This window comes from Rhizobium sp. KNZ14-9A (genome assembly GCF_056755015.1).
Genome location: NZ_JBPGXB010000002.1, coordinates 4,080,668 through 4,099,108, shown reverse-complemented (window position 1 = coordinate 4,099,108; position 18,441 = coordinate 4,080,668). Strand labels below are relative to the sequence as shown.

Sequence of the window (18,441 nt, the reverse complement as noted above, 5' to 3'; positions counted from 1 at the left end):
CACCAGCACCTCTTTTCCAGCGTCAGCAGCGGTCCTGAACTGCCGGCTCTGAGATATGAACGTACGAATAATCCTTCCGGGTCCAAACGGAAAGTCACGAACGGGTGAGACGGAGCCCCAGGCGGATGGCCGCCGAAACACATCACCGTGAGCAGTGAAACAGCCTCGTTTTCCGCAAAGAAAAACCGCCGGAAATTGCTCTCCGGCGGTCATTATCAGGCAAGTATCTTAACAATCAGGCTGCGAGATCGCGCAGAACCGTCTGCAGGATGCCGCCATTGTTGAGGTAGACGACCTCGTCCAGCGTATCGACGCGCGACACCAGCGGAACGTCCTTCACGGTGCCATCGGCGTAGGTGATCTTGGCGATCTTCTTTTCGCGCGGCTTGATGTTTTCGAGGCCCTCGATGGTAACGAGTTCATCGCCCTTCAGGTTGAGGCTCTGCCACGTCGTGCCCTCTTCGAAGACGAAGGGGATGACACCCATGCCGACCAGGTTCGAACGGTGGATACGCTCGAAGCTCTGGGCGATCACGGCCTTGACGCCGAGCAGGTTCGTGCCCTTCGCAGCCCAGTCACGCGAGGAGCCGTTGCCATATTCCACACCGGCGAAGATGACGAGCGGAACGCCTTCGGCCTTGTACTGCATGGCCGCATCGTAGATCGAGGTCTCTTCCTTGGACGGATAGTGGATGGTGTAGCCACCTTCCTTGCCGTTCGCACCGAGCATGAAGTTGCGGATGCGGATATTGGCGAAGGTGCCGCGCATCATCACTTCGTGGTTGCCGCGGCGCGTGCCGTACTGGTTGAAGTCGGCAACTGCGACGTCGTGGCCAAGCAGGTAGGCGCCGGCCGGCGAAGCAGCCTTGATCGAACCGGCCGGAGAAATGTGGTCGGTGGTGATCTTGTCGCCGAAGAGGCCGAGGACGCGTGCGCCCTTGATATCGGAGGTGCCTGTGCCCTTCTTGCCCATGCCGACAAAGTACGGAGGGTTCTGGACATAGGTCGAATCGTCGTCCCAGGCGTAGGTCTGGCCCGGGGGAACCTGAACGGCCTGCCAGTTCTCGTCACCCTTGAACACGTCGGCGTACTTCGTTTCGTAAAGTTCGCGGGTGACGTACTTCAGGATGAATTCCTGAACTTCCTTTGAAGTCGGCCAGATATCCTTGAGATAAATCGGGTTGCCGTTCTGATCTTCGCCGATCGGCTCCTTGGTGAGGTCCTTCTGGACCGTACCGGCAAGAGCGTAGGCGACGACGAGCGGCGGCGAAGCGAGGTAGTTCGCCTGAACGTCCGGCGAGATACGGCCTTCGAAGTTACGGTTGCCGGAGAGCACGCCGGAAACGATCAGGCCCTTGTCGTTGATCGTCTTGGAGATCGGTGCCGGCAGCGGGCCGGAATTGCCGATGCAGGTCGTGCAGCCGAAGCCGACGAGGTTGAAGCCGAGCTTGTCGAGATCAGCCTGCAGGCCGGACTTGGCGAGATATTCGCCGACAACCTGAGATCCCGGAGCAAGCGAGGTCTTGACCCACGGCTTGGTCTTCAGGCCCTTGGCAACGGCATTGCGGGCGAGAAGGCCGGCAGCGATCAGCACCGACGGGTTGGACGTGTTGGTGCAGGAAGTGATGGCGGCAATCGCGACGTCACCATGGCCGAGATCGAAATCCGTGCCTTCGACCGCATAGCGGTTGTTCAGCTGACCGGGCTTCTTGTAGTCGGCATCCATCGAACCGGCAAAGCCGGTAGCGATGTTTTCGAGCGCGATACGGCCTTCCGGACGCTTCGGACCGGCCATCGAGGGTACAACGTCGCCGAGGTCGAGTTCCAGCGTGTCGGTGAAGACAAGGTCGGAACCATCGCCGTCGCGCCACATGCCCTGGGCCTTCGAATAGGCTTCGACGAGCGCGATCCGGTCATGCGTGCGGCCGGACATCGTGAGGTAGTTGATGGTTTCGCCATCGACCGGGAAGAAGCCGCAGGTCGCGCCATATTCCGGACCCATGTTGCCGATCGTCGCGCGATCGGCGAGCGGCATGTTGTCCATGCCCGGGCCGAAGAATTCGACGAACTTGGAAACGACGCCCTTCTTGCGCAGCATCTGCACGACGGTCAGAACGAGGTCGGTCGCGGTTACGCCTTCCTTCAACTTGCCGGTCAGCTTGAAGCCGATAACTTCGGGCAGAAGCATCGAGACCGGCTGGCCGAGCATGGCGGCTTCAGCTTCGATACCACCGACACCCCAGCCGAGAACGCCGAGGCCGTTGATCATCGTCGTATGCGAATCGGTGCCGACGCAGGTGTCCGGATAGGCGATCGTTTCGCCGTCCTCTTCCTTCGTCCAGACGGTCTGGCCGAGATATTCGAGATTGACCTGATGACAGATGCCGGTGCCCGGAGGAACGACGCGGAAATTCTTGAATGCCTGCTGGCCCCACTTCAGGAAGCGGTAACGCTCGCCGTTGCGCTGATATTCCAGCTCGACATTCCTGGCGAAAGCCTGCGGCGTGCCGAATTCGTCGACGATAACGGAGTGGTCGATGACGAGGTCGACGGGAACGAGCGGATTGATCTTTTCCGGGTCGCCGCCGAGCGAGACCATTGCGTCGCGCATTGCGGCAAGGTCGACGACGGCGGGAACGCCGGTGAAGTCCTGCATCAGCACGCGGGCCGGACGATAGGCGATTTCATTCTCGACAGCGCCCTTGTTGTTCAACCATTCGGCGACGGCAAGGATGTGCTCCTTGGTGACCGACTGACCGTCTTCAAAGCGCAGCAGGTTTTCCAGCAGCACCTTCATCGAATAGGGGAGCTTCGATACGCCGGCGAGACCGTTTGCCTCAGCCTTCGGCAGGCTGTAGTAGACGTAGTCCTTTCCGTTCACGGAAAGCGTGGACCGACAATTGAAACTGTCAAGAGATTTAGACACGAGAAACCCCGTTTCTGATAGCCAACACAGTCGTGCGAACGCCTATGCACTTAATGCACATCAGGATGCGGGTACGGCCATTTCCGCTGTCCGCACGTGAGGAAAGACCCCAAGTTCGGCGCAAGGATGAAGTTCACGCCGACCGCTGGCGTGGTTGCAGGTCTTATAGATAATTTCGTAAAGACTTGCCATAGCGACAAAGGTCAAAATCGGACATTTTTTGAGCTTGCCGATGGTGCCAATGAAGAAAGAGCCGATGCATGCATCTCACCGCTGAAAATCTGGCAGCCCGGCGCGGTGAGGATCTGATTTTCGTTAACGTTTCCTTTCACTTGCAGGCCGGCGAAGCGCTGATTCTGACGGGTAAAAACGGATCGGGAAAGTCCACTTTATTGCGCGTCATCGCCGGTCTTTTGAGACCGGAAAAAGGCTCCGTCACCGTCGCTGATTCGGTCGGTGCCGAGAGGCGTCCGGCAGCGGAAGCGAGCCACTACCTTGGCCATCGTAACGCCATGAAGACAGAACTTACGGTTGCAGAGAACCTGGATTTCTGGAGATCCTTCCTTGGACCCGGCAAAGCCGCCGGCATGAGCACCCAGGAAGCCGCCGACGCCGTCGGCCTGCCCAGCATCACCCACCTGCCCTTCGGCTACCTCTCGGCCGGCCAGCAACGCCGCTTCGCCTTCGCCAAGCTTCTGGTCGCGCATCGCCCGGTCTGGATCCTGGACGAGCCGACTGCAGCGCTGGATGCAAGTGCAGACAGGTTGTTCACGGAATTGATTGAAGCGCATCTCAGGGAAGGCGGGATTGTCGTCGCCGCGACGCATCAGCCTCTTGGGCTGGAAGGGACCAGGGAATTGAAAATGACCGGTTTTGCCGGGGTGGACCAGGGAGTGTGGGGATGACCGCCCTCTTCCTGCGTGACCTGAGACTCTCCATCCGCGCCGGCGGCGGTGCCCTGATCGGCATTCTGTTCTTCCTGACGATCGTCGCCGTCATCCCCTTCGGCATCGGGCCTGATCTTGCGCTTCTCTCCGGCATCGGCCCGGCCATTGTCTGGATCGGTGCGCTGCTCGCTGCCCTGCTCGGGCTCGACCGCTTGTTCCAGGCGGAGCGTGACGACGGTTCGCTCGATTTGATGCTGATGCAGGAAACGCCGCTGGTGCTGACCGTGCTCATCAAATGCGCCGCACACTGGACGGCGACAAGCCTGCCGCTCGTCATCGCCTCCCCATTGCTCGGCCTCTTCATGAACATGAACGAAACGGCGATCGGCGCGACCATGCTCACGCTCCTTGTCGGCTCGCCGGCAATCACCTTCATTGGCGCTGTCGGCGCAGCCGTTGCCGTCGCGCTGCCTCGCGGCGGCCTGCTGGTCTCGGTACTGATCCTGCCGCTGACGATCCCCGTGCTGATCTTTGGCGTCAGCGCTACATATGCAGCGGTTGTGGGACCGTCGCCCTTCCTGCCGCCGTTTCTGATCCTCATCGCCCTGACGCTCTTCTTCGCCGTCATCGGTCCGGCAGCGGCAGCCCTTGCGCTCAGAAACACGGCGGATTGATCGGCGCTTCGATTGCGGCTCCCGGCGGATCAAGGTAAGGAAGCGGATATGAGCGAAACGAGCCTTGCCATCAGCAAATTCAGCGATCTCGCCAACCCAACGCGGTTTCTGGCGCTGGCATCGCGCGTCATTCCATGGCTGGCGGGCATCACGGCCCTCTGTTTTATCATCGGGCTCTATCTGAGCTTCTCGACCGAGGGCGACTATCAGCAGGGCGAGACGGTGCGCATCATGTATGTGCATGTGCCTTCCGCCTGGCTCTCCATGATGTGCTATACGATCATGAGCATTTCGGCGATCGGCACGCTCGTCTGGCGCCATCCGCTGGCGGATGTTTCGGCCAAGGCCGCAGCTCCGCTCGGCGCTGCCTTCACGATGCTTGCACTCGTCACCGGCTCACTCTGGGGCAAGCCCATGTGGGGCACATGGTGGGTCTGGGATGCTCGGCTGACCTCCGTCTTCATCCTCTTCCTGATGTATCTCGGCCTCATAGCGCTGAACCGCGCCATGGATGAGCCCTCGAAGGCTGCGCGCGTCACCGCCGTCCTCATTCTCGTCGGCTTCGTCAATATTCCGATCATCAAGTTTTCGGTCGACTGGTGGAACACGCTGCATCAGTCTGCAAGCGTCCTGCGCCTCGATGGACCGGCGATCGATCCGGAATTCCTGCGCCCGCTGCTGATCATGGCGATCGCCTTCACCCTGCTTTTCTTCACGCTGCATCTGATGGCGATGAGAAACGAGATCTGGCGCCGCCGCATCGCCTCCCAGCGCCGCATGGCCGCCCGCATGGCAAGCCGGGAGGACTGACGATGGGCTCCTACGCATTCTACGTCTACGGCTCCTATGGCTTTGCCGCTATTGTGACGATCGCAGTGACGCTCTGGACCTGGACTGACGGGCGTGCACGCCAGAAGGAATTGGCAGCGCTTGAAGCCGCCGGTATCCGCCGCCGGTCCGCCCGACCGAAGGACGGCGAATGACCGAAGCTCAGCAAGACAATAAGCCGAAGAGCCGCTATGCGCTTGCCCTGATCCCGCTGCTCATCTTCGGCGGCATCGCGGCAACGGCAGCCAAAATGCTCTACGATCAGGATTTCCACGGCAAGAATATCGCCGAAATCCCCTCCGCTTTGATCGGCACCAAGGCGCCGTCGCTGAACCTGCCGCCGCTCGAAGGCTCCAATCTGCCGGCGCTGACGGATGAAGCGGTCAAGGGCAAGCTCACCCTCGTCAACGTCTTCGCCTCCTGGTGCATTCCCTGCCGCGATGAGCATCCCCTTCTCAAACAGCTTGCCAAGGATGGGCGGCTGAACATCGTCGCGATCAACTACAAGGACAAGAACGAGAACGCCCTGCGTTTCCTTGGTGAACTCGGCAATCCCTATCACGCCATCGGCATCGACCCGAACGGCAAGGCGGCGATCGACTGGGGTGTCTACGGCATTCCGGAGAGCTATCTCGTCGCACCTGACGGCACGATCATCTACAAGCGTGTCGGCCCCTTCGACGATATCAGCCTGAAAGAGGGCCTCTTCCCGGCGATGGAAAAGGTACTGGGCAAGCCGGTTTCCTAAGCACCGCCCTGCCAGACCTTGATGGCCTCAACCGGCCAGATCAGCATCAGCACATTCAGTGTCAGATTATCCCGGATCATGTAGCCGGTGAAAATCTCGAAGAAGATGGCAATGGCAACGGTCAGCGCCACAGGCGCTCTCGAGGCGAAGAAAAAGCCGACGACCATGAAGATCGTGTCCATGGCCGAATTGATGATGCTGTCGCCGTAATAGTCGAGCGAGATCGTCGCCGTGCGGTAGCGGTCGATGATCAGAGGCGAATTTTCCAGAAGCTCCCAGCCGGATTCGATGAGAACAGCCAGGAGCAGGCGCGCCGCAAACGGCTTGCCGCGTAGCACGAGATGCGCCAGCCCGTAGAACAGGAAACCGTGAATGATATGCGACGGCGTGTACCAGTCGGACAGGTGCTGGGAATTGCCGCTGGAATTGACCGTGCCTTCCCACAGCTTGACATAGCCGCAAGTGCAGATCGGCACCCGGCCCATCAGATATTCGGCAACGATCTGCGCGACCAGCACCGCAAGGCAGGCGGAAAACCAGAAGATCTGATGCCGTGACCGGTCGGTGCCCTCGATAACAGTCACTTCTCGCTTTCAGCCTCGGTGGAAATGCTGTGCTTCAGCACCAGCGGCATCTGCGCCATGGTGAAGATGATGGTGATCGGCATCGTGCCCCAGACCTTGAAGGTAATCCAGAAATTATCCGAGAAATTACGCCAGACGACTTCGTTCAGCACCGCAAGAAATAGGAAGAAGATACCCCAGCGGATCGTCAGCTTGCGCCAGCCTTCGGCATCGAGCTGGAAGGCGGCGTTGAAGACATAGCCGAGCAGCGACTTGCCGAAGGCGAGGCCGCCAAGCAGGGCAAAACCGAAGAGCGCATTGACGATCGTCGGCTTCATCTTGATGAAGGTTTCGTTCTGCAGCCAGATCGACAGAGAACCGAAGATCAACACGACGATGCCCGAAACGAAGGGCATGATCGGCAGATGGCCGAGCATGATCTTGGAAACCACCAGCGAGAGAATAGTTGCGCCCATGAACAGCCCGGTCGCCACGAAGAGCGGACCGCCGAGTTCGGCCAATGCCGGAAAACGCGCGACAAGCCATTCACCACGCAGATTGGCAAAGAAAAAGACCATAAGCGGTCCGAGTTCCAGCGCCAGTTTCAGAAGCGGATGATGCCGGTCTGCGGCGCTGGGAGTAATATCGCTTTCAGTCGTCATGCTTCTTCAAACCTGCTTTTTTGCAATGCATGCAAGCCATCAACGGCTAATCTGTGGCATCATTGGCCAATGCCGGCAATGGCCTGCGCAAAATCCTCTGCCTCGAACGGTTCGAGATCGTCGACCCCTTCCCCGACACCGATGAAATAGACTGGCAGCTTATGCTTGGCGGAGATCGCTACCAGAATGCCGCCGCGCGCCGTGCCGTCAAGCTTGGTCATGATCAGCCCGCTGACGCCGGCGACATTGCGGAAGATTTCCACCTGATTGAGCGCGTTCTGGCCCGTCGTCGCATCGAGCGTCTGGAGAACGGTGTGGGGCGCATCCGGGTCGAGCTTGCCGAGCACGCGCACGATCTTCTCGAGCTCGGCCATCAGCTCCGCCTTGTTTTGCAGCCGGCCAGCCGTATCAATGATCAGCACATCGCATTTCCTAGCCCTCGCCTGCTCAAAAGCGTCATAGGCAAGGCCTGCCGCATCCGCGCCGAGCTTGGTGCCGATGAATTCGGACTTGGTGCGATCGGCCCAGATCTTCAGCTGCTCGATGGCCGCAGCACGGAACGTATCGCCGGCCGCCAGCATCACCTTCAGGCCGGAGCCAGATAGCTTCGCCGCAAGCTTACCGATCGTCGTCGTCTTGCCGGTGCCGTTGACGCCGACAACGAGGATCACATGCGGCTTGTGCGAAAGATCGAGCTGCAGCGGCTTGGCGACCGGCTTCAGCACCTTAGCGATTTCGTTCGCCATGATACGGCTGACATCTTCGCCGGTCACATCCTTGCCGTAACGCTCCGAAGCGAGCGTATCGGTCACCCGCATAGCCGTCTCGACGCCGAGGTCGGCCTGGATGAGCAGGTCTTCGAGATCCTGAAGCGTCTCGTCGTCAAGCTTGCGCTTGGTGAAGAGTGCGGTGATCTGGCCAGTAAGCTGCGAGGAGGTGCGCGCCAGACCATTGCGCAGGCGCTGGAACCAGGAGAGTCTCGGCTGCGGCGCGGCTACCGGTTCCGGTTCAGCGGCCGGTCCGGTGGCGAAGCCTTTGGGAAGGATGGAGTTCGGTGCCGACCTGTCGGAGGTGGCACCCTCCTCTGTCCTGCCGGACATTTCCCCAAGAGGGGAGATCGGCATGGAACGAGAATCCTGCTCTAGCTCAGCCGAAATTTCCAGGGCGTCGCGAGTCGGAATCTCCTCTGGAAATGTCTCAGTTGGCTCGACCCTGCCTTCCGCTCTTACGGCAGCATCATCCTCCAAATGATCTTTCCCCTTGTGGGGGAGATGTCCCGAAGCGACAGAGGGGGGTGCCACTGCGACGTCATCTGCAGCCGCTTCCGCTTCGGCTTCCAGCAGCGACAAGGGCACGACACCCATATCGCTCAGATCATCGGCGATCGGGAGCAGTTCCGGCTCGCCTTCAATAGGCTCCTGTTCTGCTACAGCTTCATCGAGATCGGCCGCAGGTCCGCCAGCCGTGTCCATCTCCTCGGCAAGAACTGGATCGTCAGCAACTGGCAGATCTTCGTCGCGCGAGCGCGGCTCCAGCTCCCTTTCAACTGCCTCCGGCACAGGCTCTTCCGCCGGCTTGCCGAAGGTGAAGACCTTTTTGATGAAACTGAGCGCCATGAGCTGTCCGTGAAGTCAGGCCGCCGCGGCAGCCGTCAATTGCATGTGGAGATGCTTGCCGTTGTGGCCTGATATCGTCGCTTCGACGATATCGCGCGGGCGAAGACCGGGGACAGTGACAAGCGTGAAGTTTTCCGTATGGGCAAGACCGTTATTTTCCACCAGTAGCCATTGCCGCGTTCCGACCATCTTGTCCAGATGGCGCTGGTGCAGCATCTGTCCAGTGGCGCGGAGGCGAGCGGCGCGATCCTTAATGAGCGAGCGATCGAGCTGCGGCATGCGCGCGGCAGGCGTGCCGGGCCGCGGGCTATAGGGGAAGACGTGCAGATGCGCGATGTCGGCTTCTTCGGCGAGGCGCGCCGCGTTCTCGAACATCTCCTCGGTCTCCGTCGGGAAGCCGGCGATCATGTCTGCGCCGAAACTTATCTCCGGCCGCAGCCGGCGCACCTCTTCGATGAAACGCAGAGCATCGGCACGCAGATGGCGGCGCTTCATGCGCTTGAGGATCATGTCATCGCCGTGCTGCAGGGAAAGATGCAGATGCGGCATGAAACGCGGTTCGTCCGCGATGAGGTCCATGAGATGGCGATCGGCCTCGATACTGTCGATCGACGATAGCCGCAGCCTGCGTATGTCAGGCACCTGCTTGAGCAGTGCCTTTGCGAGCAGACCAAGCGTCGGCTCGCCGGGAAGATCTGCGCCATAGCTCGTAGCATCGACGCCGGTCAGAACGATTTCGCGATAGCCGCTGTCAACGAGATTGCGGGCCTGATCGACCACGGCCCCCATCGGCACCGAACGCGAATTGCCGCGGCCATAGGGGATAATGCAGAATGTGCAGCGATGGTCGCAGCCGTTCTGCACCTGGATGAAGGCGCGCACGTGGCCGTCAATATGCTTGACCATCTGTGGCGCGGTGTGGCGCACACTCATGATATCGTTGACACGAAGCTTCTCTTCCGCCGAAACGCCGAAATCCGGAAGCGCGCGATAAGAGGCAGCCTTCAGCTTCTCCTCATTGCCGAGCACGGCATCAACCTCGGCCATTTCCGCGAAGGTCTGCTTTTCAGTCTGGGCGGCACAGCCAGTGACGATGATGCGGGCATGCGGATTGTCGCGGCGCGCGCGGCGGATCGCCTGCCGGGCCTGGCGCACGGCCTCGCCGGTCACGGCGCAGGTATTGACCAGAATGGCATTGTTGAGCCCGGCCGCTTCCGCCTGCGATCTCATGACTTCGGATTCATAGGTATTGAGACGGCAGCCGAAGGTAATGACCTCGACGCCGCTCACCGCGCTTCCGCCCCACGTTCGGCATCGCGAGACCATGTGCCGGTCGAAGGATCGAGCGCACCGGACCATTCCCATTCGGCAGGGCCGGTCATGACGACATGGTCGTCTTCGCGCCAGTCGATGACCAGCGGCTGGCGGATCGGGCTGGAGGCGACGTCGATCGTCACCTTGCGGCCGGTGCGGCCGGTGCGCGCAGCACTGACGGCAGAGGCACAGGCAGCCGAACCGCAGGCAAGCGTCAGGCCGGCGCCGCGCTCCCAGGTGCGTGTCCGCAGCGCCGAATCCGAGATGACCTGCGCCAGCGTGATATTCGCCTTTTCCGGGAACATCGGATGGTTTTCGAGCAGCGGCCCGAAACGTTCGAGATCGAAGCTCATCGGATCGCGGTCGACCCAGAAGATCGCATGCGGATTACCCATCGACATGGCCGAAGGCGAATGCAGCACCGGATTGTCGATCGGCCCGATCTGCAGCTCGATGCGGCTCGTATCGTGAAATTCTTCCGCGAGTGGAATACGATTCCATTCGAAAACCGGCCGGCCCATATCGACGGAGATCGTGCCATCCTCATGCTCGACTGCGTTCAGGATGCCGGCGACCGTCTGGAAGGTGAAGGCCTTCTTGCCGGTCTCGGCGGCCAGCGCCTGCACGACGCAGCGCGTACCATTGCCGCAGGCCTGCGCCTTCGAGCCATCGGAATTGAGGATGTCGATATATGCGTCGGTTCCCTGCGCCTTCGGATCATGGATCGCCATGATCTGATCGAACTGCGTCTCGGCATCGGCATTGAGTGCGATCGCCGCCTGCGGCGTCACCTTGTCGGTCCGCCCACGCATGTCGACAACCAGGATCTTGTTGCCAAGCCCGTTCATCTTCGCGAATTCGACCGTGTTACTCATCTGACTATTTCCGCTGCGTTTTGGCTGTATATGGCGGAAATGCTCGGGGATTACCAGTGGGTGAGCGCCAAGCGAGGTTCGCCCTCTTTCTTACGCATAAAAGCCAGGCCCCGCGAAATCAGACCGGGTACGGCACAGTCAGCCTTTGGAAATCGCGCAAAATCCAGATCTATCGCACCGTGCCCTCGGGATTGAGAGACGCCGCGTGGGCTTCGACGATAGCAGCGGTAATCACCTTTCTGAGCTCGTAGACCAGCAAGCGGGACCGCTTGCGATCCAGGTCTTGTGCCGCCTTCGCCAAATTCAGGCCTTCCCGCAGAACTATATTATGGGCGCGTGCCAACGCCCAGCTTTCTATATCTGGGTTTATCATTTGATATCTCCGCCGATTCATTCGGCATCAAGGATATTCACGAATCATTTTACAGAATTTACTTAAGTAGAAAATAGAATCAGAAGCTGAATATTTTGCAACTGGCATTCAGCGCGAATTCGGCTTGCCGATCAAAATATTCAACTAAATATGGGTGAATTTTAAAGCGGATATGTTAGTATATACAAATATGTACTTCCGTTGCCGCGACCGGCTGCATAGCGGAATATCCGCGCACCGCTCCTGCCGCACGACTTCAGACCACACGACTTCAGAAAAGTCCGCCACGACGTCGTTGAACGCATTCGCCTTGACTTTCCCGCGGCTTTCCTGTTTATCGCGCTAAATCTGCGACGAGTAATAGACTCCGAGCCGCCGACCGGGACTGGATTCCGGAGGTCAACATCCGACAGCGCGCTGCGCCCTCGGGTGCTTTTTGGCTTTGCGTCTTGTTTTCGTCAAGGAAAAGCACGACGTTCCAGGGCATCCAAAAACTCCCCGAAACGTATCAAGGAAGAGCCGATGTTTGAGAACCTCCAGGACCGTCTTGGTTCCATCCTGAATGGACTGACAGGCCGTGGCGCGCTTTCGGAAAGTGATGTTTCCGCAGCGCTGCGGGAGGTTCGCCGTGCGCTTCTGGAAGCCGACGTTTCGCTGGAGGTGGTCCGCTCCTTTACCGACCGCGTGCGTGAAAAGGCCGTTGGCGCCGAGATCCTAAAGTCGATCAAGCCCGGCCAGATGGTCGTCAAGATCGTCCATGACGAGCTCATCGAAATGCTCGGCGGCGAGGGTGTCGGTGTCGACCTTCATGCAGCCGCCCCAGTCGTCATCATGATGGTCGGCCTGCAGGGCTCCGGTAAGACGACGACGACGGCAAAGATCGCCAATCGCCTGACGACGCGCGAGAAGAAGAAGGTGCTGATGGCATCGCTCGACACGCGCCGTCCGGCAGCGCAAGAGCAGCTTCGCCAACTCGGCGCTCAGGCAAACATCGACACCCTGCCTGTTATTGCCGGCCAGTCTCCGACCGATATCGCCGCCCGCGCCGTTCAGGCCGCCAAGCTCGGCGGCCATGACGTCGTCATTCTCGACACCGCCGGCCGTACCCATATCGACGAACCCTTGATGGTCGAAATGGCCGACATCAAGAAGAAGTCGAACCCGCACGAAATCCTGCTGGTCGCCGATAGCCTGACCGGCCAGGACGCCGTCAACCTTGCCCGCAACTTCGATGAACGTGTCGGCATCACCGGCCTCGTACTGACCCGCATGGATGGCGATGGACGCGGCGGTGCGGCCCTTTCCATGCGCGCCGTCACCGGCAAGCCGATCAAACTGATCGGCGTCGGCGAACGAATGGGCGAACTGGAGGAATTCCATCCGCGTCGTATCGCTGACCGTATCCTCGGCATGGGCGATATCATCTCGCTCGTCGAGAAGGCGGCTGAAAACATCGACGCCGAAAAGGCGGCTGCCATGGCCGCCAAGATGGCCAAGGGCAAGTTTGACCTGAACGACCTCGCCGACCAGCTGCGTCAGATGCAGAAGATGGGCGGCATGGGCGGCATTATGGGCCTGATGCCCGGTATGGCCGGCATGAAGGACAAGATGGCCGCCGCCGGCTTGGACGACAAGCTGTTCGGCCGCCAGATCGCCATCATCCAGTCGATGACAAAGGCCGAGCGCGCCAATCCCGACCTGCTCAAGCATTCGCGCAAGAAGCGCATCGCTGCCGGTTCCGGCACCGATGCGGCTGCCATCAACAAGCTTCTGAAGATGCATCGGCAGATGGCCGACATGATGAAGATGATGGGCGGCAAGGGCAAAGGCGGCATGATGAAGCAGATGATGGGCGGCCTTGCCGGCAAAATGGGGCTGGGGGGCCTCGGCGGCATGGGCGGCATGCCTGATCTCTCGAATATCGACCCGAAGCAGCTTGAAGCGCTACAGAAGCAGGCGGAAGCCGTGGGTCTCGGAAAGCCGGGTGGGGGTATGCCCGGTCTAGGCGGAGGCTTGCCGGGCGGATTGCCCGGTCTTGGCGGCGCAAAGCTGCCGGGCCTCGGTGGTGGTTTCCCGGGCCTGCCCGGATTGCCCAAGAAGAAGTGAAAGGATCGCCTGCCCCATGATTGATCCAGACGTCAAAGCCCAGCTTTCGAGCTACCGCCAGTCGATCGACAATATCGACGCGGCGCTCGTCCACATTCTGGCCGAACGCTTTCGCTGCACCAAAGAGGTCGGCGTGCTGAAGGCTAAGTACAAGTTGCCGCCGGCGGATCCGGCGCGCGAGGAATACCAGATCGCTCGTCTTCGTCAGCTTGCCGAAGATGCGCATCTGGACCCGGATTTCGCCGAGAAGTTCCTGAACTTCGTCATCAAGGAAGTCATCCGACATCATGAGCAGATCGCTGCGGACCACGCTGAACAGAGCGCCGCAGCCCGATAACCATGCCGCTCAACGAAGCGGTTCAAGAAAAGCCTAAGGAGTAAAGAATATGGCACTGAAAATTCGTCTCGCACGCGGTGGTTCCAAGAAGCGCCCGTACTACCACGTCGTTCTCGCCGATGCCCGCAGCCCGCGTGACGGCCGCTTCCTTGAGAGCCTCGGTTCCTGGAACCCGATGCTCGCCAAGGACGACGAGAAGCGCGTTCAGCTGAACGGCGAACGCATAAAGCACTGGCTCGACCAGGGCGCGCTGCCGACCGACCGCGTTCTGCGCTTCCTCGACGAAGCCGGCATCTCCAAGCGCGAAACCCGCAACAACCCGGAAAAGGCAAAGCCGGGCAAGAAGGCTCAGGAGCGCGCTGCCGAAAAGGCTCAGAAGGCTGCTGACGCCGCTGAAACTGCTGCTTCCGCCGAATAATAGGTTTCGACCCAATCCGGACGGGCGGCATGGCGACATGCCGCCCGTTTTCGTTTCCATTCCCACGCACTTCGTTTATGAGAAGCGTGATCCCAGCTTCTTGCCTGCGTTCGAATGAAGGAACCCATGACCAAGCTTGAAAATCCGGTGCTGATGGCAACCATCGGCGGCGCGCAGGGCATTCGTGGCGAGGTGCGTGTAAAGGCCTATACGGCCGATCCGACCGCGCTCGGCGACTACGGCCACCTGCACAGCATGGATGGACGCGTTTTCGAAGTTCTCGAACTGCGCGAGATGAAGAACATTGTCGTCGTCCGCTTCCGCGGCGTCAACGACCGCAACGCCGCCGAGGCGTTGAACGGCCTGGAACTCTATATCGAACGCGACAACCTGTCGGATGAGGAACTGGAGGACGACGAGTTCTTCTATGCCGATCTGGAAGGGCTCGAAGCCTTCGACGATCAGGGCATCAGTTACGGCACAGTGACCGGAGTCTTCGATTTCGGCGCCGGCGATCTTCTGGAACTCAAAGGTCCCGGCAAGCGCCCGGTGCTGATCCCCTTTTCGGAAGCCTCCGTGCTGGAAATCGACCTTGAAGCCGGCAAGCTGCTCATTGATCCGCTTGCGGCCGGCCTCGTCGACAATCCCGACGACCTGAAGGGGCTCGCCCCCGGCAAGCCGAAGAAAAAGAAGTAGGCGCCATGGCTTTCCGGGCGACCGTGCTGACACTCTACCCGGAAATGTTTCCGGGCCATCTGGATTTTTCGCTCGCCGGCAAGGCGGCAGAGCGTGGACAATGGTCGCTCGATACCGTGCAGATCCGCGATTTTGCGGCGGATAAGCACCGAACCGTCGATGATACACCGGCCGGCGGCGGCGCCGGCATGGTGCTGAAGCCCGATGTGCTCGCCCGGGCCATCGACAGCGCTTCTGAAAATGACAACCGCCCGCGCCTCCTGATGAGCCCGCGCGGCAAACCGCTGACGCAGGAGCGCGTGCGGCAGCTGGCGGTCGGCGACGGGGTGATCATCGTCTGCGGCCGTTTCGAAGGCGTCGACCAGCGTGTGATCGAGGCACGCGAACTCGAGGAAGTCTCGATCGGCGATTACGTACTGTCAGGCGGCGAGCCGGCAGCGTTGATCCTGCTCGACGCGATCGTGCGCATCCTTCCGGGCGTCATGGGCAATGACCTCTCCGGCCTGCATGAAAGCTTCGAAGGCGGACTTCTGGAACATCCGCATTATACCCGCCCGCAGGAATGGGAAGGCCGCGAGATACCGGCGATCCTCACTTCCGGCAATCACGGCGCCATCGAGAAGTGGCGCCATGAACAATCCGTCTCGCTGACAAAAGAACGGCGGCCAGACCTGATTGGGGCGCAGAAGCCCGAAAAAGCAGGCTGATTTCACAAATTTGTCGCCCAAGGGATGACAGGTGGAAGTCTTTCGTGTAATGGCGCACGCGGAAATGGGGTTTAACCCTGTCTGCCAGCAAACAAAGAATGGCGAATCCGCTCCCGCCCGCAAGGGCAAACTCCGGAGGCATCGACCGAAGGACAGTGTGAGCGCTCTGGCTGTTTCAGAAGAACCAAAGGTTAAGACGATGAACATCATTCAGCAGCTTGAGGCCGAACAGGCCGCCAAGATCGAAGCCAAGCGCACCCTTCCTGAATTCTCCCCGGGCGACACCGTCCGTGTCAACGTGAAGGTCACGGAAGGCAACCGTACCCGCGTTCAGGCCTACGAAGGCGTTTGCATCGCGCGCTCCGGCGGCGGTCTGCAGGAAAACTTCACGGTCCGCAAGATCTCCTACGGCGAAGGCGTCGAGCGCGTATTCCCGGTCTACTCCCCGATGATCGAAAGCGTCGAAGTCGTTCGCCGCGGTAAGGTCCGTCGCGCCAAGCTCTACTACCTGCGCGATCGTCGCGGTAAGTCGGCTCGTATCGTCGAGAACACCGGCACCCGCGCCCGCAAGCTCAACGATGCCGAGCGTCAGGCCCTTGCCGAGGAAAAGGCACGTATCGAAGCTGAAAAGGTTGCAGCAGCTCAGGCTCTCGCCGCCGAAAAGGCAGCAGCAGAAGCCGCTGAAGCAAAGGCCGCCGCAGAAGCTGCAGCCGCTGCTGAAGGTTCGGCTGAATAAGCAGCTCGCGAAAGCGAAATCATTGCATGGGAAAGGCGGTCTTTGGGCCGCCTTTTCTTTTTGCGCCAGTGTGCAGCGCTTGCAGCCTTGCCATATCAGCATCTTCCATGACAATTCTGCCGTTCAAATATTGGGGAGCCACACCATGTTCTTTCGCCGCACTGTTCTTGCCAGCCTGACCGCCGCAATGCTTTCGCCGCTCGCAGCTTTCGCCGGCAGCCTGCCGGACCTTGGCGGCAAGACTGTCGTCGTGGTGACGGAAAACGCCTATCCGCCGCTGCAGTTCGTCGACCCCAAGTCCGGTCAGCAGATCGGCTGGGAATATGACGCGATGAACGAGATTGCCAAGCGGCTGAACTTCCAGGTCGAATACCAGAACACCAGCTGGGACGCGATGATCCAGGCCGTATCCGACGGCCAGTACAATATCGGCATGACCGGCATCACCATCAAGGACGATCGCAAGCAGAAGGTTGATTTCTCCGATCCCTATATGCGCTCGCAGCAATTCATGCTTGTTCGTGGCGATGAGAAGCGTTTCACCGACGCCAAGAGCTTCGGTGCCTTCAACGATGGCCTGATCGGCGCCCAGCCCGGCACTTCGCCTTTCTATACCGCCGTCTATGAAATCCTGGATGGCAACGAACAGAACCCGCGCATCAAGCTCTTCGAAACCTTCGGCGCAACCGTGCAGGCTCTGAAGACCGGCGATGTCGATCTCGTCCTGACCGACAGCGTCGCTGCCAAGGGTTATGTCGATTCTTCGAATGGCGGGCTGAAGGTCGTCGGTGAACCGCTCGGCACCGAGGATTTCGGCTTCATCTTCCCGAAGGGTTCCGATCTCGTCGCTCCCGTCAATGCCGCCATTGCCGACCTGAAGGCGGACGGCACCTTTGATGCACTGAACAAAAAGTGGTTCCTCGACTACAAGATGGGCCAGTAGTCCCCCGAGCGATCGCAGATGGCATTACCACCATCCCCGCGACACGAGAAGGACGACCGTCCCTGGTGGCTGGTCGTCCTTGTTCTGATCGGCGTCGTTCTCGCCGTCGTCATCATTACCAACGATATTTACACGCAGGTCTTCCGGACCGTCGTGAATGGTGCCGGCATTACCGTCTTCGTGACGCTCGTCGCCTTTGTGCTGGCGACCGTACTCGGTCTGGGCATTGCGCTACTTGGCCTCTCCGACAATATCGTGCTGCGCCAGATCGCCCGCTTCTACATCGAGATCATCCGGGGCATTCCAATCCTCGTGCTGCTCTTCTATATCGCCTTCGTCGGCGCGCCGGGCGTTGTCGCAGCCTATAATTTCCTGATCACCCCCCTGGTGAAGGCCGGTATTGCCGAGCCGATCCTCGTGCGTGATCTGTCGCTGATGTGGCGCGCCATCATCGCCCTGATGATCGGCTATTCCTCTTTCATCGCCGAAATCTTTCGCGCCGGTTTCCAGTCGGTCGATATCGGCCAGATCGAGGCGGCCAAGTCGCTCGGCCTGTCGCGCTACCGCCGTTTCAGGCTCGTTGTCTTCCCGCAAGCAATCCGGGTGATCTTCCCGCCGCTCTCCAACGACTTCGTCTCGATGGTGAAGGATTCCTCCCTCGTCTCCGTCCTCGGCGTCGCCGACATCACGCAGATGGGCAAGGTCTATGCCTCCGGCTCCTTCCGCTTCTTCGAGACCTATTCGATCGTCACCTATATCTACCTGATCCTGACAATCGGCCTGTCGCTCTTCCTGCGGCGGATCGAGAAGAAGATGAAGCAGATGCCGCGACGCTAGAGCCGTCGCACGATTCGAATTGCCGTTTCGATCAAAAATCGCTATATCCAGCGCCATGGAATCCAAGTTCAGATGCATCGGTGCGCATATTTTCGTGCTGCAGGACCATTATCGCCTGCCGGCACGTTTCTTTGCGTCCGTTTCCGGTGCGCTCAACAGCCGACTTCGTTGATCGAATGACGGCCGGCGGAGCCT

Annotated in this window: 21 protein-coding genes; 14 read left to right on the top strand and 7 right to left on the bottom strand. The window is 60.0% G+C overall.

Translation table 11 applies throughout. The features are described from left to right. Positions 1–235 precede the first annotated feature (235 nt). On the bottom strand, positions 236–2,926 hold the full coding sequence (gene acnA / locus ACR9ZQ_RS27040; protein ID WP_310385062.1) for an aconitate hydratase AcnA: 2,691 nt from the start codon (positions 2,924–2,926) through the stop codon (positions 236–238). A 126-nt stretch (positions 2,927–3,052) separates the two neighbouring features. Here acnA and ACR9ZQ_RS27035 point away from each other — a divergent pair, with 126 nt between their 5' ends. The 6 genes from ACR9ZQ_RS27035 to ACR9ZQ_RS27010 are packed head-to-tail and all read left to right on the top strand — an operon-like array spanning position 3,053 to position 6,063. Next, complete coding sequence (locus ACR9ZQ_RS27035; RefSeq protein ID WP_310385480.1) at positions 3,053–3,235, top strand: hypothetical protein; 183 nt, start codon at positions 3,053–3,055, stop codon at positions 3,233–3,235. After that, the gene (gene ccmA / locus ACR9ZQ_RS27030) at positions 3,187–3,831 is read left to right on the top strand and encodes a heme ABC exporter ATP-binding protein CcmA (protein ID WP_481429071.1); all 645 of its coding nucleotides are present in this window, start codon (positions 3,187–3,189) and stop codon (positions 3,829–3,831) included. Before ACR9ZQ_RS27035 ends, ccmA begins: the two co-directional genes overlap by 49 nt. Further along, positions 3,828–4,487, top strand: a complete 660-nt coding sequence (ccmB, locus tag ACR9ZQ_RS27025; protein ID WP_310385065.1) for a heme exporter protein CcmB — start codon at positions 3,828–3,830, stop codon at positions 4,485–4,487. The genes ccmA and ccmB overlap by 4 nt, the downstream gene beginning before the upstream one ends. A gap of 48 nt (positions 4,488–4,535) precedes the next feature. Beyond that, positions 4,536–5,297: a heme ABC transporter permease gene (locus ACR9ZQ_RS27020; RefSeq protein ID WP_310385067.1), complete on the top strand. Its 762-nt coding sequence runs from the start codon at positions 4,536–4,538 to the stop codon at positions 5,295–5,297. A gap of 2 nt (positions 5,298–5,299) precedes the next feature. Continuing rightward, positions 5,300–5,470, top strand: a complete 171-nt coding sequence (ccmD, locus tag ACR9ZQ_RS27015; protein WP_310385068.1) for a heme exporter protein CcmD — start codon at positions 5,300–5,302, stop codon at positions 5,468–5,470. After that, positions 5,467–6,063, top strand: coding sequence for a DsbE family thiol:disulfide interchange protein (locus tag ACR9ZQ_RS27010; protein ID WP_310385070.1), 597 nt, complete (start codon positions 5,467–5,469; stop codon positions 6,061–6,063). The genes ccmD and ACR9ZQ_RS27010 overlap by 4 nt, the downstream gene beginning before the upstream one ends. Here the strand turns inward: ACR9ZQ_RS27010 and ACR9ZQ_RS27005 are convergent. The 6 genes from ACR9ZQ_RS27005 to ACR9ZQ_RS26980 form a co-directional block, all read right to left on the bottom strand. Then, on the bottom strand, positions 6,060–6,647 hold the full coding sequence (locus ACR9ZQ_RS27005; protein WP_310385072.1) for a DUF2585 domain-containing protein: 588 nt from the start codon (positions 6,645–6,647) through the stop codon (positions 6,060–6,062). The genes ACR9ZQ_RS27010 and ACR9ZQ_RS27005 overlap by 4 nt on opposite strands. After that, positions 6,644–7,288, bottom strand: coding sequence for a septation protein A (locus ACR9ZQ_RS27000; protein ID WP_113319771.1), 645 nt, complete (start codon positions 7,286–7,288; stop codon positions 6,644–6,646). The genes ACR9ZQ_RS27005 and ACR9ZQ_RS27000 overlap by 4 nt, the downstream gene beginning before the upstream one ends. Before the next feature lie 59 nt (positions 7,289–7,347). Beyond that, positions 7,348–8,904, bottom strand: a complete 1,557-nt coding sequence (gene ftsY / locus ACR9ZQ_RS26995) for a signal recognition particle-docking protein FtsY (protein WP_310385074.1) — start codon at positions 8,902–8,904, stop codon at positions 7,348–7,350. 15 nt (positions 8,905–8,919) lie between these two features. Continuing rightward, positions 8,920–10,194: a tRNA (N(6)-L-threonylcarbamoyladenosine(37)-C(2))-methylthiotransferase MtaB gene (gene mtaB / locus ACR9ZQ_RS26990; protein ID WP_310385077.1), complete on the bottom strand. Its 1,275-nt coding sequence runs from the start codon at positions 10,192–10,194 to the stop codon at positions 8,920–8,922. Then, a complete protein-coding gene (dapF, locus tag ACR9ZQ_RS26985) occupies positions 10,191–11,093 on the bottom strand; it encodes a diaminopimelate epimerase (protein WP_310385079.1) in 903 nt (300 codons plus the stop codon). Before dapF ends, mtaB begins: the two co-directional genes overlap by 4 nt. Before the next feature lie 169 nt (positions 11,094–11,262). Next, positions 11,263–11,487 carry a hypothetical protein gene (locus ACR9ZQ_RS26980; RefSeq protein ID WP_310385081.1) on the bottom strand — a complete coding sequence of 75 codons (225 nt, stop codon included), beginning with the start codon at positions 11,485–11,487 and terminating at the stop codon, positions 11,263–11,265. 501 nt (positions 11,488–11,988) lie between these two features. On the opposite strand from ACR9ZQ_RS26980, the gene ffh reads away from it, so the two are divergent. The 8 genes from ffh (at position 11,989) to ACR9ZQ_RS26940 (ending at position 18,246) form a co-directional block, all read left to right on the top strand. After that, positions 11,989–13,572 (top strand): signal recognition particle protein, encoded by a 1,584-nt coding sequence (ffh, locus tag ACR9ZQ_RS26975; protein WP_310385084.1) that lies wholly within the window; start codon positions 11,989–11,991, stop codon positions 13,570–13,572. Positions 13,573–13,588: 16 nt separating this feature from the next. Beyond that, positions 13,589–13,909 carry a chorismate mutase gene (locus tag ACR9ZQ_RS26970; protein WP_037101839.1) on the top strand — a complete coding sequence of 107 codons (321 nt, stop codon included), beginning with the start codon at positions 13,589–13,591 and terminating at the stop codon, positions 13,907–13,909. A gap of 49 nt (positions 13,910–13,958) precedes the next feature. Next, on the top strand, positions 13,959–14,327 hold the full coding sequence (rpsP, locus tag ACR9ZQ_RS26965) for a 30S ribosomal protein S16 (protein WP_310385089.1): 369 nt from the start codon (positions 13,959–13,961) through the stop codon (positions 14,325–14,327). A gap of 126 nt (positions 14,328–14,453) precedes the next feature. Beyond that, on the top strand, positions 14,454–15,023 hold the full coding sequence (gene rimM / locus ACR9ZQ_RS26960; RefSeq protein ID WP_113319875.1) for a ribosome maturation factor RimM: 570 nt from the start codon (positions 14,454–14,456) through the stop codon (positions 15,021–15,023). A 5-nt stretch (positions 15,024–15,028) separates the two neighbouring features. After that, entirely contained in the window at positions 15,029–15,730 is a 702-nt protein-coding gene (trmD, locus tag ACR9ZQ_RS26955; protein ID WP_310385092.1) for a tRNA (guanosine(37)-N1)-methyltransferase TrmD, read from the top strand. A gap of 199 nt (positions 15,731–15,929) precedes the next feature. Beyond that, on the top strand, positions 15,930–16,466 hold the full coding sequence (gene rplS, locus ACR9ZQ_RS26950) for a 50S ribosomal protein L19 (RefSeq protein ID WP_037070794.1): 537 nt from the start codon (positions 15,930–15,932) through the stop codon (positions 16,464–16,466). A 145-nt stretch (positions 16,467–16,611) separates the two neighbouring features. Further along, positions 16,612–17,409 carry a basic amino acid ABC transporter substrate-binding protein gene (locus ACR9ZQ_RS26945; RefSeq protein ID WP_310385097.1) on the top strand — a complete coding sequence of 266 codons (798 nt, stop codon included), beginning with the start codon at positions 16,612–16,614 and terminating at the stop codon, positions 17,407–17,409. Between the two features lie 18 nt (positions 17,410–17,427). Then, positions 17,428–18,246: an amino acid ABC transporter permease gene (locus tag ACR9ZQ_RS26940; RefSeq protein ID WP_310385100.1), complete on the top strand. Its 819-nt coding sequence runs from the start codon at positions 17,428–17,430 to the stop codon at positions 18,244–18,246. Positions 18,247–18,441 lie beyond the last annotated feature (195 nt).